The organism is Streptomyces sp. NPDC037273 (assembly GCF_055603625.1).
In genome coordinates, this window is record NZ_JBVJVO010000015.1 from 113706 (window position 1) to 129950 (window position 16245).

Sequence of the window (16245 nt, forward strand, 5' to 3'; positions counted from 1 at the left end):
GGATGACTGTTGATTCCCCCCATCGATCGCACGCTTGATCGATCATCGATTAGAGGAGCCGCCTGATGTCCGACTTCGTACCCGGGCTCGAGGGAGTCGTCGCGTTCGAGACGGAGATCGCCGAACCCGACAAGGAGGGCGGCGCCCTCCGCTACCGAGGTGTCGACATCGAGGACCTCGTCGGTCACGTCTCGTTCGGCAACGTCTGGGGCCTGCTCGTCGACGGCGCGTTCAACCCCGGCCTGCCGGCCGCCGAGCCGTTCCCGATCCCGGTGCACTCCGGTGACATCCGGGTCGACGTGCAGTCCGCGCTGGCGATGCTCGCGCCCGTCTGGGGCCTCAAACCGCTCCTCGACATCTCCGCCGAGCAAGCCCGCGACGACCTCGCCCGCGCGGCCGTGATGGCGCTGTCGTACGTCGCCCAGTCCGCGCGCGGCCAGGGCATGCCGATGGTGCCGCAGAGCGAGATCGACAAGGCGCAGTCGGTCGTCGAGCGGTTCATGATCCGCTGGCGCGGCGAGCCGGACCCGAAGCACGTCAAGGCCGTCGACGCGTACTGGACCTCGGCCGCCGAGCACGGCATGAACGCGTCCACGTTCACCGCCCGCGTCATCGCCTCCACCGGCGCGGACGTCGCCGCGGCGCTCTCCGGCGCGGTGGGCGCCATGTCCGGGCCGCTGCACGGCGGCGCGCCCTCCCGCGTCCTCGGCATGATCGAGGAGATCGAGCGGACCGGCGACGCGACGGCGTACGTGAAGCAGGCCCTCGACAAGGGCGAGCGTCTGATGGGCTTCGGGCACCGCGTCTACCGCGCCGAGGACCCCCGCGCGCGCGTGCTGCGCCGTACGGCCAAGGAGCTGGACGCCCCGCGCTACGAGGTGGCCGCCGCGCTCGAGAAGGCCGCCCTCGACGAGCTGCACAACCGCCGCCCGGACCGCATCCTGGCGACGAACGTGGAGTTCTGGGCGGCCATCGTCCTCGACTTCGCCGAGGTCCCCGCGCACATGTTCACCTCGATGTTCAGCTGCGCCCGTACGGCCGGCTGGTCGGCGCACATCCTGGAGCAGAAGCGCACCGGGCGCCTGGTCCGCCCCTCGGCCCGCTATGTGGGTCCCGGCCAGCGGGACCCGCGCGAGATCGAGGGGTTCGCGGACATCGTCGGCTAGGCCCTGGCTAGACGAGCTGGGCCGGCTGTGCCTCCGGGTGCAGGAGGAGCTCCGCGTGGTGGCGGGCCGCCACCAGCGGGTGGGCGCGGAGCTTGCCCTTCAGTTCGTTGCGGCCGTACTCGGCGAACAGGGGGTTCGCCGGGTCGGCGGTGACGCCCGGGGCGCGGTCCGCGTACGGGAAGTCCAGCGGGGCGATGCGGGCGTCGAGCCGCGGGTTGTAGAAGAACGGCACGGAGTAGCGCTCGGTGGCGCCGGGCGGGGAGACCACCCGGTGGTTGGTGGCGACGAGGTAGCCGTTCGTGGCCACTTCGAGGAGTTCGCCGAGGTTGACGACGAAGGCGCCGGGGAGCGGCGGCACGTCGTGGAAGTTCCCGTCCTCGCGCTGGACCTGGAGGCCGCCGACCTGGTCCTGGAGCAGCAGGGTGAGGAAGCCGTAGTCCTTGTGCGCGCCGACGCCCTGGTCGTCGCCCTCGCCGCTGCTGCCGGGGTAGCGGACGAGCTTGAGGTGCGGGTGGGCGCGGGGTCCGAAGATGTCGTCGTAGAAGTCCTCGGGCGCGCCGATGGAGGCGAGCAGTTCGTGCAGGAGCCGCTCGGCGACGCCGCTGAGGCGGTCGATCCAGTGCAGGGCGGCGGTGCGGAGTTCGGGGAGCACGGCGGGCCACTGGTTGGGGCCTTCGAGCCACCAGTAGGGGGCTTCCCAGGGGGCGGGGACGTGCACGGGGCGCTCGGCGCCGATGTCGAGCTGGTCGCGCCAGTCGCGGGCGCCGGCGGTGCGCTCGTCGCCGATGCGGGTGTAGCCGCGGAAGTGCGGTGAGTTGATGTTGTCGAGGGCGAGCCGGTCCGCTTCGGGCAGTGCGAAGAAGGCGTGCATGGCGGAGGTGAGGGCCCGTGTCTCGGCTTCGGTGATCCCGTGCCCGATGAGCTGGAAGAACCCCACGTCGTGGGCGGCCGAGTGGAGCTGCGCGTGCAGGAGCCTGCGCGCCTGCGGGCTCCGGTCGGCGGCCGAGAGGTCGACGATGGGGAGCTGGGAGGGGTACGAGCTGTTCGTCATGTGCGCATCCGCGGGGTGTACGGGTGCCCGGGGCGGCCGCGAGGGGTGGTGCGGGGGCCACGGGTGCCGGTCGGCTTGGGGCTCGATCGAGGGACCCGCCGGGGGGTGTGTGGTGCCCCGGAAGGGTCAGGCGGAGCGGCGACAGCTCATGCTCGTGACGCGGACGAAGTCCACGTGACGGCGGCGTACGAGCGTAGGCATGCGACCAGGGTACTGCGGGCGGGCGGAAGTGGCAGTGGTGCGGCTCACGTACCGGGGCGGGTGGTCCCGGGGGCCGTCCGGAGGGCGGGGGCGGGTGGTCCCGGGGTGGCTCGGAGGGCCGGGGCGCGGTCCGGGGGCTGTTCAAAACGGTGGGGGTACGCGAAGATCGCCGCCACTGCGTGTTGAGTACACGCCAAGCTTCCCGTCGCAGCATCCCATCGCAGGAGGATGTCCATGACCCGCCGCACCTCTCGTGGCCTGGCCGCCGCGGCCGCCGTCACCGTGGCCGCCGCCACCGCGGCGCTGCTCCCGTCCGCCGGGGCCTCCGCCGCCGCCGCGCCGGCGGCCCGCGTCTTCATGGTGAACCCGGTGCAGTCCACGGGCGACCAGTCCCTCGCCGACCACAAGGACGCGGCGAGCGACGTCCCCGCCTCCGCGTACGCCTCCGTCGTGCTGCGCAACCTCGACGCGAGCGGCGGCCTGTCCGGCAAGTGGGCGGCCGTCCGCTCCGAGACCGGCAAGCCGGCGAAGGCCGCCGACGCCGCCTCCTTCGACCGCTCGGAGGACGGGTTCGAGCAGGTCATGGCGTACTTCTGGGTCAACGAGGCGCAGGAGTACCTGCAGGGCCTCGGCTTCGGCACCGAACTGCCCGGCGCCAACGACCGCGTCCAGCCGGTCCGGCTCAACCAGTGGGGCGCCGACAACTCCTTCTTCACCGACAAGAAGGACGAGATCCGCTTCGGCAAGGGCGGGGTGGACGACGCCGAGGACGCCGAGGTGATCGTCCACGAGTACGGCCACGCCGTGCACGACGCCCAGGTCCCCGGCTTCGGCAGCTCCCCCGAGGCCGGCGCGATCGGCGAGGCGTTCGGCGACTACCTCGCGGTGGCCGTCGGCACCCACGCCGTCACGAAGTACGGCTGGCCGATGAAGGCCGACCAGGCCTGCGTGGCCGACTGGGACTCGACCGGCTACAGCGCGGCCCCGCACTGCCTGCGCCGCGTCGACGGCACCAAGACGTACGCGGACATCGAGGGCGAGGTGCACGCCGACGGCGAGATCTGGTCGCGGGCCCTCTTCGACATCCGCGGCAAGCTCGGCGCCCGTACGGCCGACCGGATCATCGTGAACGCCCAGTTCGGCTTCGCCGCCGACACCAGCTTCCGCGACGCCGCCCTCACCACGATCGCCACCGCGCGCAAGATGTACGGCACCGCCGCCGCCGACGCCGTACGCGACGCCTTCCGCGCCCGCGCGATCCCGGGCGTCTGACACGCCTAGGGGGTGTCTTGTCGATCAGGCCGGATCAGGGAGCGGCGTCTGGTGCCGTGCATCGCAAGGCGGAGGAGGGAGGCAACGCGGAGCGTTGTGGACCGACGACAACGCGGCGAGGCGCGGTGCCAGACGCCGCGAGCCCGGCCTGATCGACAAGACACCCCCTAGGGGGTCAGTGCCTCCTCGACGAGCCGCGCCCACTGGGAGACCACGCGTTCCCGGCGGGCGCGGTCGTCGGTGAGGAGGGTGGCGAGGCCGAGGCCGCGGGCCATGTCGAGGAGGCCCTGGACGGTCTCGCGGACGCCGGGGCGTGACTCGTCCGCGCCGAGCACCTCGACCGCGATGCGGTGCGACTCGCGGCCGACGCGGGCCTCCAGGTCGGTGACGCGCTCGCGGAGCTGCTCCTCGTCGGTGGCGGCGACCCAGAGGTGGAGCGCGGCGCGGAAGAGCGGCCCGGTGTAGAGGTCGACGAGGGCGGCGACGGCCTCCTTGCGGTCGCGGGACGGCAGGGAGCGCAGCGCCTGGGACCGTTCCTCGGCGACGTACTCGACGGCGGCCGTGAACAGGTCCTCGCGGGTCGGGAAGTGGTGCTGGGCCGCGCCGCGCGAGACGCCGGCCCGTTCCGCGACGACGCCGACCGTGGACCCCGCCCAGCCGCGCTCGGCCAGACAGGCCACCGCGGCTTCCAGGAGCCGCTGCCGGGTGGCGCGGCTCCTGTCCTGCTTGGGGTTCCGGTCCGCCTTGGCGGGCGTGGCGGGCGTGGCGGGCTCGCGGTCGCGGTCCGGCTTGGGTGCGGTCACAGCCGCCATGCGGGGTCCCGTCGTTCGAGGAAGGCCGTCATCCCTTCGCGTGCCTCGGCGGAGGCGAAGAGCGTGGCCGATCTCCGGACCAGGTCCTCCGCGTCGCGTTCGAAGGTTTCCAGGACTCTAGCGGTGACCAGTCGTTTCGCCTCCCGCAGGCCCTGCGGAGAGCCGGCGCGCAGGGCGTCGAGGATCGTTCCGAGGTCCTCGTCGCCGGCCGTCACCAGGCCCATGGCGATCGCCTCGGGCACGCCGAAGCGCTCCCCGGTGAGGTAGTGGCGAGCGGCGGCACGGGGTTCGAGGCGCGGCAGCAGGGTGAGCGAGATGACGGCCGGCGCGACCCCTATCCGTACCTCCGTGAGGGCGAAGTCCGCCCCCTCCCCCGCCAGCACGATGTCGGCCGCCCCGAGCAGGCCGAGTCCGCCGGCCCGGGTGTGGCTGCCCGCCGTGACGTGGGCGACGACGGGTTTCGGCAGCTCGACGATCTGCCGGAGCAGGTCGACGAAGGCGTACGGGCTCGGCGGCGCCTTCAGGTCCGCGCCCGCGCTGAACGTGCCGCCGGTGTGGGTGAGGACGACCGCGCGGACGGCCGGGTCCTTGCCGCAGGCGGTCAGCGCGTCGGAGAGTTCGGCGACGAGCGGCGCGGACAGGGCGTTGCGGGTGTCGGGCGAGTCCAGGGCGAGGGTGGTGATGCCCCGTTCCTCGGTGACGTCGATCAGAGACAGGGTGGGCAGGGTCATGCGCGGTCCCTCAGTTCCCTTCGGAGGATCTTCCCGGACGCTGCCCGGGGGACGGTGTCGACGAACTCCACGGCGCGGACCTTCTTGTACGGGGAGACCCGGGCGGCCACATGGGCGATGACCTCGTCGGCGGTGAGTCCGGCCGCCGCCGGCTGGCGTACGACGAAGGCCTTCGGGATCTCCGTGCCCTCGGCGTCCGTCACGCCGATGACGGCCGCGTCGGCGATGCCCTCGTGGGTGAGCAGCAGCGCCTCCAGCTCGGCCGGGGCGACCTGGAAGCCCTTGTACTTGATGAGCTCCTTCACCCGGTCGACGACGAACAGCCAGCCGTCCTCGTCCACGCGGCCGATGTCCCCGGTGTGCACCCACCCGTCCGCGTCGATCATCTCGGCGGTCGCCTCCGGCCGCCCCAGGTAGCCCTTCATCACCTGCGGCCCCCGGATCGCCACCTCGCCCTCCTCGCCCGGCGCCGCGTCCTTCGCCGGGTCCTCCAGCGACAGGATCCGCATCTCGGTCGACGGCAGCAGCCGCCCCACGGTCCCGGGCGGGGGGTTCTCGGCGTCCAGCGGCACCACGTGCGTCCCCGGCGACAGCTCCGTCATCCCGTACGCCTGCCGCACCGGCGGCAGCCCGAGCCGCGCCGAGCACGCCTCCGCGAGCGCCGCGTCCAGCGGCGCCGCCGCGCTCACGATGTACTCCAGCGACGACAGGTCGTACTCCGCGACCGCCGGGTGCTTCGCCAGCGCCAGGACGATCGGCGGCGCCACGTACAGCCCGTTGATCCGGTGCTTCTGGATCGCCCCGAGGAACGTGTCCAGCTCGAACCGGGGCAGTACGACGACGGTGGCGCCCTTCCGCAGCGGGGCGTTCATCAGAGCCGTGAGGCCGTAGATGTGAAAGAAGGGCAGGATCGCCAGGATGCGGTCCCCCGGCCCCATCGGGATCAGCGGCTCCAGCTGCGCCAGGTTCGTCGCGATGGACGTGTGCGTCAGCATCACGCCCTTCGGGACACCGGTGGTCCCTGAGGAGTACGGCAGGGCCGCGACGTCCTCGTCGGGGTCGGTCACGTGCTCCGGGACGGGCCCGGTGGAGCCGAGGAAGGCCTGGAGCGACCGGACGCCCTCCCCCTCGGGCGCCTGGTCGCAGACGAATATCTCCCGGATGCCGCCCGCGAGTTCGGCCGCCGCCCGCGCGGCGGCGAGCAGCGGCGACACGGTCACGATCCACCGCGCCGCCGAGTCCCTCAGCTGCTTGGCGAACTCCTCCGGCGTCGCCAGCGGGTGGACGGTCGTCACCGCCGCACCCGCGCGCGTGGCCGCGTAGAACGCCACCGGGAACAGCACCGTGTTGGGGCTGTGCAACGCCAGCACGTCCCCCTTCCGCACCCCCGCCTCCGCCAGCCCCGCGGCGACCCGCCGGTGAAACGCGTCGACCTGCCCGTACGTGAGCGTGAACTCCCCGGCCCCGTCGACCAGGGCCGGGGTGTCCCCGAACTCGGCCGCCCGGCCGAGCACGGCGTCGTGGATGGGCAGGGAGAGCGTGGGAACGGCCTCGTACTCGCTGTGGAACACCATGCGTTGACCCCCAGGAGAGGTGAAAGGTGATCGCCAGGATCGCCGCCGCGAGCGGCACTTGGGGAGACCCTGTCAGCCCCCTAAAAAACAATCAAGCATGCCTGCATGGTTTTCCTCAGGCCCCCCGAGGGGCTCAGCCCTCGCAGGCCACCCCGTCGCCGTCCCGGTCCAGATGACTCCCATACCCGGGCTCCCCCCGATGGATCGGCGCCGCCCCGGCGGCACGGACCGCGGTGCAGTTGCGGTAGTAGACCGACTCGGACGCGTCCTCGGTGGTCCGCACGGGCTCCGGCTCCGGCGCCCGCGTCGTCGGCTTCGGCGCCGGCGTGCGGGTGGGCTCCGGCGTGGGCGTGGGGGTGGGGGTGGGCGTCCGGGGCGGGGCGCTGGTCGGCTCCGGGGTGGGCGGCTCGGTGGTCGGGCTCGGTTCCGGCGTGGTGGGCGTCGGGCTCGGCTCGGTCGGCGTCGGCGTCGGCGTCGGCGTCGGGTCGATGGAGGCCGTCGCCGTCGTGGTCGGCTTCGGGTCGTCCGTACCGCCCTTCTCCGGGTCGTCCACGGCCAGCGCGATCACGAACCACAGCGCCGCCAGCACCGTCGCCACGATCTTCGTCCGCCCGCTCCACCGGCTCAGCCACGCCAGCGCTATACCCCCCGGCGGGAACAGCACCAACAGCGTGATCACCAGCGCGGGATGCTGCCACCAGCGACGGGGCGGCACCCACTGCGGCGGCGACTGGTACGGGTTCGGCTGCTGGTACACGCGCGTCTCTTCCCTGGCTCAAGTCGGTGAATCGTGAACGAAATGGGGGGATCGTATACGCGGTCTTCACAATCGGAGGCGGGATTCGCCGAGTTGAGACCTGGAAAGGGCCTAGCCTGCGCGCATGGTTTTCAAGCGGCTGCTCGGCAGCGGTAAGGGAAGCGGCGGGATCCCGCTGGAGGTCGACACCGTGATACCCGATGAGGCGGTGACACCGGGAGGCCTGCTGAAGGGCGAGGTGGTGCTGCGCGCGCTGGACCGGGACGTGCGGGTGCGGAGGGTCAACGCGCGGTTCGTGGCCAACGCCTCGCGGGCGGTCGGGAAGGACGAGGACGTCGACACGGAGTCGGGCGACACCATCGCGCACTTCATCGTGACCGAGCTCTTCACCGTCCCGAAGGGACAGGAGGTGCGGGTGCCGCTGCGGTACAGGCTGCGGTGGGAGACGCCGGTCTCCGAGGTGCGGGGGACGCCGCTCGACGGGATGCGGCTGGCGCTGTACACCGAGGTCGACGCCGACGGGATCGAGGACCGGACGGACAGCGACCCGGTCCGCATCACCGCGACACCGCTGCACGAGACGGTCCTCGACGCGTTCGCCGCCGCCGGGTACACCTGCCGGAGCGCACAGGTCGACGACGACTTCATCCCGCGCACCGAGCGCGAGATCCTCTACATGCGGCAGGCCTTCCGGCTCGTCGACTCCCTTGCCGTCCACGGGTCGGACCGCCCCCAGAACATGGAGCTCTACTTCCACTCCAACGCGGTCGGCGCCGAGATCTACCTCCGCAAGGCCGGCCTGACGCAGAAGGACTGGTGGCAGAAGCCCCCCGCCCTGCGCTACGTCGCCGCCCACCACGAAGTCGGCCACGTCGACTTCGAGGCGAACGTCCGCCAGTGGATCGACGAGGTCCGCGCCCTGCCGGAGAAGGCCGTGGACGACCGCGAGCGGGTCGACTACCACCTGGACTTCCCCAGGCGGTGGCTCGACACGTAGACGCTGCGTGTCGGAGATCGGCGGGCGGGCCCTTGAGGGTGCCCTCCTCACCCTGCACACCGAGGTCGAGGCCGAGGGCATCAAGTCCCAGACGGACAACGACCTCGTGCGCGTCACAGGCACCCCCCTGCACGACGCCGTGTTCGAGGCCTTCGCCGCCGCCGGCTACGACTGCGACACCTCACGGATCGTGACGGGCACGATCCCGCGCTCCGAGTACCACCTCTGCCACGCCTGTTGGACACGCGTCCCCCCGCCATCAGTACTGGAAGGACAAGAAGCCCGCCCTCCGCTTCGTCGCCGCCCATCACGACGTCGGCCGCGTCGACTTCGCGGCCGAGGCGCTGCGCTGGGTCGGCGAGGTCGTGGCGATGGGGGACGGCGACGGCTGGTGCCCGACGGGGACCGACGAGGACGCCCGCTGACCTCGTGATCCGCTCGCCCGGGTCCGGGGTCAGTAGGACTTCGGGAGGCCCAGGGAGTGGGTGGAGACGAAGTTGAGGATCATTTCGCGGCTGACGGGGGCGATGCGGGCGACGCGGGCGGCGGTGACGAGGCGGGCGAGGCCGAACTCCTTGGTGAGGCCGTTGCCGCCGAGGGTGTGGACGGCGGTGTCGACGGCGCGGACGCAGGCTTCGGCGGCGGCGTACTTGGCCATGTTGGCGGCCTCGCCGGCGCCGAGGTCGTCGCCGGCGTCGTAGAGCCTGGCGGCCTTCTGCATCATGAGGCGGGCGAGTTCGAGCTCGATGTGGGCCTGGGCGAGGGGGTGGGCGATGGCCTGGTGGGAGCCGATGGGGGCCTTCCAGACCTGGCGCTCCTTCGCGTAGGTGACGGCCTTTTCGAGGGCGTGGCGGCCCATGCCGATCGCGAAGGCTGCGGTCATGATCCGCTCGGGGTTGAGGCCGGCGAAGAGCTGGAGGAGACCGGCGTCCTCGTCGCCGACGAGGGCGTCGGCGGGGAGGTGGACGTCGTCGAGAGTGAGCTCGAACTGCTTCTCGTCGGCGGCGAGTTCCATCTCGATGTGGCGGCGGCCGAAGCCGGGGGCGTCGCGCGGGACGACGAAGAGGCAGGGCTTGAGGTTGCCCGTGCGGGCGTCGGAGGTGCGGCCGACGATGAGGGTGGCGTCGGCGATGTCGACGCCGGAGACGAAGACCTTGCGGCCGTTCAGGACCCAGCCGTCCTCGGTGCGGGTGGCGGTGGTGGTGATGCGGTGCGAGTTGGAGCCCGCGTCGGGTTCGGTGATGCCGAAGGCCATGGTCTTGGACCCGTCGGCGAGGCCCGGGAGCCAGGCCCGCTTCTGTTCCTCGGTGCCGAAGCGGGCGATCACGGTGCCGCAGATGGCGGGCGAGACGACCATCATCAGGAGCGGTGCCCCGGCGGCGCCGGCCTCTTCCAGGACGAGGGAGAGTTCGGCGATGCCGCCGCCCCCGCCGCCGTACTCCTCGGGCAGGTTCACGCCGAGGTAGCCGAGCTTCCCGGCCTCGGCCCACAGTGCGGCCCGGTCGAAGCCGGGGCCGTGGCGGCGGCCGAGGGCGGCGACGGCGGCCCGGAGTTCGGTGTGTTCCTGGGGCTCGATGTCGGTGCTCATACGGGGTGTTCCTCCGTTGCTTCGGTCGGTGCGGCAGGCCGTTCTTCGGTCGGTGCGACGGGCCGTTCTTCGGTCTGTACGACGGCGAGCAGGGCGCCGACCTCGACCTGGCGGCCGGGGGCGGCGTGGAGCGCGGTGAGCGTGCCGGAGGCGGGAGCGGTGACGCGGTGCTCCATCTTCATGGCCTCCAGCCAGAGCAGTGGCTGTCCGGCGGTGACCCGGTCGCCGACGGCGAGGCCGTCCGCGACCCGCACGACGGTGCCGGGCATGGGGGCGAGCAGGGAGCCGGGGGCGGTCTGCCCGGCGGTGTCGGTGAAGCGGGGGCGGGGGGCGAGGCGGTGGGGGCCGCAGTGGACGGTGCCGTCGTCGTACGCGTCGACGGTGAAGTCCCGTACGACTCCGGCGACTTCGAGCCGTACGCGATCGGGGGCCGCCGACACCACCCGTACGCCGTCGGGGGCTGTCACCTCGAAGCCGCCGTCCCTGGTGGGCCGGTAGCGGACCTCGTGCTCGCCGTACGTCCTCGCCTCGTCCTGGGAGCGCAGATTGCGCCAACCGCCTCCGAAACGGCCCCTGTTGGCGGCGGCTTCGGCGAGGGCGGCGGCGACGGCCGCGTACCGCTCGCCGTCGGGGGCGGTGGTGAGGGCGGGCAGGTTGCGGTCGTAGAAGCCGGTGTCGAGGGCGGCCGGGGAGGTGTGCTCGGGGTGGCGGAGGGAGGCGACGAGGAGGGCCCGGTTGGTGACGGGGCCGTGCACGCGGGCGCGCTCCAGGGTGTGGGCGAGTTTGCGGGCGGCCTCGGCGCGGGTGGGGGCGTGGACGATGACCTTGGCGAGCATCGGGTCGTAGTGGACGCCGATGGTGTCGCCTGAGGCGAATCCGGTGTCGACGCGGACGCGGACGCCGCCCCGGCCCTCGGTCGGGACCTCGAAGCGGTGCAGGGTGCCGGTCTGGGGGGCCCAGGCGCGGGCCGGGTCCTCGGCGTAGAGGCGGGCCTCGATGGCGTGGCCGTGGGGGGCCGGGGGCTCGGGCGGCAGGGCGTGGCCTTCGGCGACGGCGAGCTGGAGGGCGACGAGGTCGACGCCGTGGATCTCCTCGGTGACGGGGTGCTCGACCTGGAGGCGGGTGTTCATCTCCAGGAAGTGGGCGCGGCCTTCCGCGACGAGGAATTCGACGGTGCCGGCTCCGGTGTAGCCGACGGCCTTGGCCGCGCGGACGGCCGTGTCGAGGAGGGAGGCTTCGAGGGCGGCGGGCAGGCCGGGCGCCGGGGCCTCCTCGATGACCTTCTGGTGGCGGCGCTGGAGGGAGCAGTCGCGGGTGCCGAGCGCCCAGACGGTGCCGTGGGCGTCGCAGAGGAGCTGGACCTCGATGTGGCGGCCGTTCTCGACGTACGGCTCGACGAAGACCTCGCCGTCGCCGAAGGCGCTCACGGCCTCGGCGGACGCGGCCCGCAACGCGTCGGGGAGTGCGGCGAGTTCCCGCACGATCCGCATGCCCCGGCCGCCGCCGCCCGCCGCCGCCTTGACGAGGACGGGCAGGTCGGCGGCGGTGACGTCCTCCGGGCGGAGGGGGGCGATGCCGAGGAGTTCCTTCGCGCGGGTCTTGGACGCCATCGCCTCGATCGCCGCCGGCGGCGGGCCGATCCAGAGCAGGCCGGCGTCGGTGACGGCCCGCGCGAAGTCGGCGTTCTCGGAGAGGAAGCCGTAGCCGGGGTGGACGGCGTCGGCGCCCGCCGCGAGCGCCGCCTTCACGACGAGGTCGCCGCGCAGGTACGTCTCCGAGGGCGCGGCCCCCGGCAGTCGTACGGCCGCGTCGGCCTCGCGGACGTGGAGGGCGTCGGCGTCCGCGTCGGAGTGGACGGCGACGGTGGAGATGCCGAGCTCACGGCAGGTGCGGAAGACGCGGCAGGCGATCTCGCCCCGGTTGGCGACCAGTACGGTCGAAATCATCAGTGCCTCACATTCGGAAGACGCCGAAGCCGCCGCGCGCGCCCTCGACCGGTGCCGTGTGGATCGCGGAGAGGCACAGCCCGAGGACCGTGCGGGTGTCGCGGGGGTCGATGACCCCGTCGTCGTAGAGCCGTCCGGAGAGGAACATCGGCAGGGACTCGGACTCGATCTGTGCCTCGACGAGCGCGCGGAGCCCGGCGTCGGCCTCGTCGTCGTACGGCTGCCCCTTCGCGGCGGCGGAGGCCCGCGCGACGATCGAGAGGACGCCGGCGAGCTGCTGCGGGCCCATGACGGCGGACTTGGCGCTCGGCCAGGCGAACAGGAAGCGGGGGTCGTAGGCCCGGCCGCACATGCCGTAGTGGCCGGCGCCGTAGGAGGCGCCCATGAGGACGGAGAGGTGGGGGACGCGGGAGTTCGACACCGCGTTGATCATCATCGCGCCGTGCTTGATGATGCCGCCCTGCTCGTACTCCTTGCCGACCATGTAGCCGGTGGTGTTGTGGAGGAAGACGAGCGGGATGTCGCGCTGGTTGGCGAGCTGGATGAACTGGGCCGCCTTCTGCGACTCGGCGGAGAACAGGACGCCCTGCGCGTTGGCGATCACGCCGACCGGGTAGCCGTGGAGGCGCGCCCAGCCGGTGGTGAGGGAGGTCCCGTACAGCGGCTTGAACTCGTCGAAGTCGGAGCCGTCGACGATCCGGGCGATCACCTCGCGCGGGTCGAAGGGCGTCTTGAGGTCCCCGGGGACGATGCCGAGGAGCTCGTCCCCGTCGTACTTCGGGGGCTCGGCCGGGCCCGGATCGGCGTGCCGCTTGCGGTGGTTGAGGCGGGCGACGATCCGGCGGGCCTGGCGGATCGCGTCGGGCTCGTCGACGGCGTAGTGGTCGGCGAGACCGGAGGTACGGGCGTGCATCTCGGCGCCGCCGAGCGACTCGTCGTCGCTCTCCTCGCCCGTCGCCATCTTCACGAGCGGCGGTCCGCCGAGGAAGACCTTCGACTGCTCCTTGATCATGACGGTGTGGTCGGACATGCCGGGGACGTACGCGCCTCCGGCCGTCGAGTTGCCGAAGACGACGGCGACCGTCGGGATGCCGGCGGCGGAGAGGCGGGTGAGGTCGCGGAAGAGCGCGCCGCCCGGGATGAAGATCTCCTTCTGCGAGGGCAGGTCGGCGCCGCCGGACTCCACGAGGGAGATCACGGGCAGCCGGTTGGCGAACGCGATCTCGTTGGCCCGCAGGGCCTTCTTCAGGGTCCACGGGTTGGAGGCTCCGCCGCGCACGGTCGGGTCGTTGGCGGTGATCAGGCACTCGACGCCCTCGACGACCCCGATGCCGGTGATCAGGGAGGCCCCCACGGCGTAGTCGCTGCCCCAGGCGGCGAGCGGGGACAGCTCGAGGAACGGCGAGTCCCGGTCCACGAGCAGTTCGATCCGCTCCCGGGCCAGCAGCTTCCCGCGCTTCCGGTGCCGCTCGGTGTACTTCTCGCCGCCGCCCGCGAGGGCCTTGGCGTGCTCGGCGTCGAGCGCGGCGAGCTTGTCGAGCATCGCGGCGCGGGCCGCCGCGTAGTCGGGTCCGCCGGTGTCGAGGGCGGAGGCGAGGACGGTCACTGCTGTTCCTCCAGTCGGTCCACCAGGAGTTCCTCCGGTACGTCGGTGCGGCGGGCGCGGAGCCACTCGCCGAGGGCCTTGGCCTGGGGGTCGAAGCGGGCCTGGGAGGCGACGCCCTCGCCGAGGATTCCGGCGATCGTGAAGTTGACCGCGCGGAGGTTGGGGAGGACGTGCCGGACGACCTCCGCGTCGGCGGTCTCCGGGAGGAGTTCGCGGAAGTGGTCGACGGTGAGGGCGTGGACGAGCCACCGCCACTCCTCGTCCGTGCGCACCCACACCCCGACGTTCGCGTCCCCGCCCTTGTCGCCGCTGCGGGCCCCGGCGATCCGCCCGAGCGGCACCGACCGGGTCTCCCCCTGGGGGTACGGCGGCGGAAGCTCCGGGTCGGGTACGGGTTCCAGGTCGAGCGTCCGCGCCGGTACGGCGATGCTCCTGCGGGTCCCGTCGGGCAGCACCGCCGTGTGCGGGACCTCGGCGGCCGGCACGTACACCGTCTCGAACACCCCGTAGGGGGCGCCCTTTCCGGGCGGGGCCGTGACGTGGAAGCCCGGGTAGCTCGCGAGCGCCAGCTCGATGGCGGCCCCGGTCAGGGCCCGTCCCACCGGCTCCGGCGCCGGGTCGCGGACGACGAGCCGGAGCAGGGCGCTGGCGGTCTCCTCGGTGGCGGCGTCGGGGTGGTCGGTGCGGGCGAGCTCCCAGCGGACCTCGGCGGGGCGCGGCGCGGCGGGGGCGCCGTGGGCCCGCTCCGGGCCTTCGCCGGTCAGGGCGTCCTCGATCTGGGTCCGGATCAGCGCGGCCTTGGCCTCGATGTCGAGGCCGGTGAGGACGAAGACGACCTCGTTGCGGAAGCCGCCGAGACGGCAGGACCCGGCCTTCAGCGTGGGCGGCGGGGCCTCGCCGCGCACCCCGTCGATCCTGACCCGGTCGGGGCCCTCCTGGGTGAGGCGTACGGAGTCGAGGCGGGCGGTCACGTCGGGGCCGGGGTAGCGGGCGCCGGCCGTCTCGTACAGGAGCTGTGCCGTGACCGTGCCGACGTCGACGAGGCCGCCGGTGCCGGGGTGCTTGGTGATGACGGCGCTGCCGTCGGCGTGGAGTTCGGCGAGCGGGAAGCCGGGGCGGCGGAAGAGCGCGGGGTCGTGGCGGGCGAAGAAGGCGTAGTTGCCGCCGGTGGCCTGGGTGCCGCACTCCAGGACGTGCCCGGCGACGACCGCGCCCGCGAGCTTGTCGTACTCCTCCGGCCCCCAGCCGAACCGCCACTGCGCGGGCCCGGTGACGAGCGCGGCGTCGGTGACGCGGCCGGTGACGACGACGTCCGCGCCGGCCGCGAGGCAGGCGGCGATGCCGGCGCCGCCGAGGTAGGCGTTCGCGGTCAGGACTCCGTCCGTGGCCGGCAGCCGGTCGCCCTCGACGTGCGCGATCCGCGTCGGCAGGCCGAGCTTGGCGGCGAGGGCGCGGAGGGCTTCGGCGAGCCCGGCGGGGTTCAGGCCTCCGGCGTTGGCGACGATCCTCACGCCCCGGTCGTGGGCGAGCCCGAGGCCCTCCTCCATCTGCCGCAGAAACGTCCTCGCGTACCCGGCCGACGGGTCCTTGAGCTGATCGCGGCCGAGGATGAGCATGGTCAGTTCGGCCAGGTAGTCGCCGGTGAGGACGTCGAGCTCGCCGCCGGTGAGCATCTCGCGCACGGCGTCGAAGCGGTCACCGTAGAAGCCGGAGGCGTTTCCGATACACAGCACCACTAGACCCCCCTGGGAGCGCGGCCGTCACCGGCCGGTCCCGCGAACGCCTGGGCGATGCCGAGCCACCGCTCCGCCTCGGCGCCCTCGGCGACCAGGGCCGTGTCCTCGCGGTGGACGCGCTGGGTCACGAGGAGGCAGAAGTCGAGTGCGGGCCCGGTGATCCGCTGCGGCGCGCCCTCGGGACCGTACGTCCACGACTCGCCGCCGGGCGCGGTCAGTTCGACACGGAACGGCTCGGCGGGCGCCGGGACGCCCCGTACGAGATAGGCGTAGTCGCGAGCCCGTACGCCGATCCAGGCGACGTGCCGGAGCCGGGCCGTGGGCGTCCGGGTGACCCCGAGGGCGTCGGCGACGTCCTGGCCGTGCGCCCAGGTCTCCATCAGCCGGGCCGTCGCCATCGCGGGAGCGCTCATCGGGGGCCCGTACCAGGGGAAACGCGCGCCGGGTTCGACCGCGCCCAGGGCTTCCGCGAGGAGTGCGCGGCCTTCGCGCCAGCGGGCGAGGAGCAGGGCGGGCGGCAGCTTCGCGCCCTCCTCCGCGCCCTCGTCCACGAAGCGGTCCGGCGCCGCGAGCGCCTTCTCGGTCTCGACGGCGAACGCCTCCGCGTCGGTGGCGGCGAGCAGGGCGGCCCGGTCGGTCCACGCGAGGTGCGCGATCTGGTGCGCGATGGTCCAGCCGGGCGCGGGGGTCGGCGCAGCCCACTGCTCCTCACTCAACTCACCTACGAGCAGATCGAGTTCTTCACTCTCGCCGCGCAGGTCGTCGAGGACGACGACGGGGTCGGACACGGTGCGCTCCCCTCGGGGAC

The 16245-nt window shown here is 73.1% G+C and carries 13 protein-coding genes; 3 read left to right on the forward strand and 10 right to left on the reverse strand.

Translation table 11 applies throughout. The features are described from left to right. The first annotated feature begins 65 nt into the window (after positions 1–65). Entirely contained in the window at positions 66–1166 is a 1101-nt protein-coding gene (locus tag ACZ7G1_RS31265; RefSeq protein WP_470876714.1) for a citrate synthase 2, read from the forward strand. A gap of 7 nt (positions 1167–1173) precedes the next feature. On the opposite strand, the gene ACZ7G1_RS31270 is transcribed toward ACZ7G1_RS31265, so the two are convergent. Further along, positions 1174–2217, reverse strand: a complete 1044-nt coding sequence (locus tag ACZ7G1_RS31270) for an isopenicillin N synthase family dioxygenase (RefSeq protein WP_470876712.1) — start codon at positions 2215–2217, stop codon at positions 1174–1176. 435 nt (positions 2218–2652) lie between these two features. On the opposite strand from ACZ7G1_RS31270, the gene ACZ7G1_RS31275 reads away from it, so the two are divergent. Continuing rightward, positions 2653–3690, forward strand: a complete 1038-nt coding sequence (locus ACZ7G1_RS31275) for a M36 family metallopeptidase (RefSeq protein WP_470876710.1) — start codon at positions 2653–2655, stop codon at positions 3688–3690. Between the two features lie 167 nt (positions 3691–3857). Here ACZ7G1_RS31275 and ACZ7G1_RS31280 read toward each other — a convergent pair whose 3' ends face one another. The 4 genes from ACZ7G1_RS31280 to ACZ7G1_RS31295 form a co-directional block, all read right to left on the reverse strand. Then, the gene (locus ACZ7G1_RS31280) at positions 3858–4502 is read right to left on the reverse strand and encodes a TetR/AcrR family transcriptional regulator (RefSeq protein WP_470880620.1); all 645 of its coding nucleotides are present in this window, start codon (positions 4500–4502) and stop codon (positions 3858–3860) included. Beyond that, on the reverse strand, positions 4490–5233 hold the full coding sequence (locus tag ACZ7G1_RS31285; protein WP_470880618.1) for an enoyl-CoA hydratase family protein: 744 nt from the start codon (positions 5231–5233) through the stop codon (positions 4490–4492). The genes ACZ7G1_RS31280 and ACZ7G1_RS31285 overlap by 13 nt, the downstream gene beginning before the upstream one ends. After that, the gene (locus tag ACZ7G1_RS31290; protein ID WP_470880616.1) at positions 5230–6807 is read right to left on the reverse strand and encodes a 4-coumarate--CoA ligase family protein; all 1578 of its coding nucleotides are present in this window, start codon (positions 6805–6807) and stop codon (positions 5230–5232) included. Before ACZ7G1_RS31290 ends, ACZ7G1_RS31285 begins: the two co-directional genes overlap by 4 nt. Positions 6808–6940: 133 nt before the next feature. Then, a complete protein-coding gene (locus tag ACZ7G1_RS31295; protein WP_470880614.1) occupies positions 6941–7564 on the reverse strand; it encodes an excalibur calcium-binding domain-containing protein in 624 nt (207 codons plus the stop codon). Positions 7565–7688: 124 nt separating this feature from the next. Between ACZ7G1_RS31295 and ACZ7G1_RS31300 the strand changes: the two genes are divergently transcribed. Next, on the forward strand, positions 7689–8561 hold the full coding sequence (locus tag ACZ7G1_RS31300; protein ID WP_470880612.1) for a sporulation protein: 873 nt from the start codon (positions 7689–7691) through the stop codon (positions 8559–8561). A gap of 454 nt (positions 8562–9015) precedes the next feature. Here the strand turns inward: ACZ7G1_RS31300 and ACZ7G1_RS31305 are convergent, their stop codons facing one another. From ACZ7G1_RS31305 to ACZ7G1_RS31325, 5 genes are read right to left on the reverse strand one after another with little or no spacing between them, the layout of a single operon-like run. Next, on the reverse strand, positions 9016–10149 hold the full coding sequence (locus ACZ7G1_RS31305; RefSeq protein WP_470880611.1) for an acyl-CoA dehydrogenase family protein: 1134 nt from the start codon (positions 10147–10149) through the stop codon (positions 9016–9018). Further along, positions 10146–12095, reverse strand: coding sequence for an acetyl/propionyl/methylcrotonyl-CoA carboxylase subunit alpha (locus ACZ7G1_RS31310; protein WP_470880610.1), 1950 nt, complete (start codon positions 12093–12095; stop codon positions 10146–10148). The genes ACZ7G1_RS31305 and ACZ7G1_RS31310 overlap by 4 nt, the downstream gene beginning before the upstream one ends. Positions 12096–12102: 7 nt before the next feature. Further along, positions 12103–13701, reverse strand: coding sequence for an acyl-CoA carboxylase subunit beta (locus ACZ7G1_RS31315; RefSeq protein ID WP_470880609.1), 1599 nt, complete (start codon positions 13699–13701; stop codon positions 12103–12105). Beyond that, positions 13698–15437, reverse strand: a complete 1740-nt coding sequence (locus ACZ7G1_RS31320) for an acyclic terpene utilization AtuA family protein (protein WP_470880608.1) — start codon at positions 15435–15437, stop codon at positions 13698–13700. The genes ACZ7G1_RS31315 and ACZ7G1_RS31320 overlap by 4 nt, the downstream gene beginning before the upstream one ends. Beyond that, entirely contained in the window at positions 15437–16225 is a 789-nt protein-coding gene (locus tag ACZ7G1_RS31325) for a TIGR03084 family metal-binding protein (protein ID WP_470880606.1), read from the reverse strand. The genes ACZ7G1_RS31320 and ACZ7G1_RS31325 overlap by 1 nt, the downstream gene beginning before the upstream one ends. Between the last annotated feature and the right edge of the window lie 20 nt (positions 16226–16245).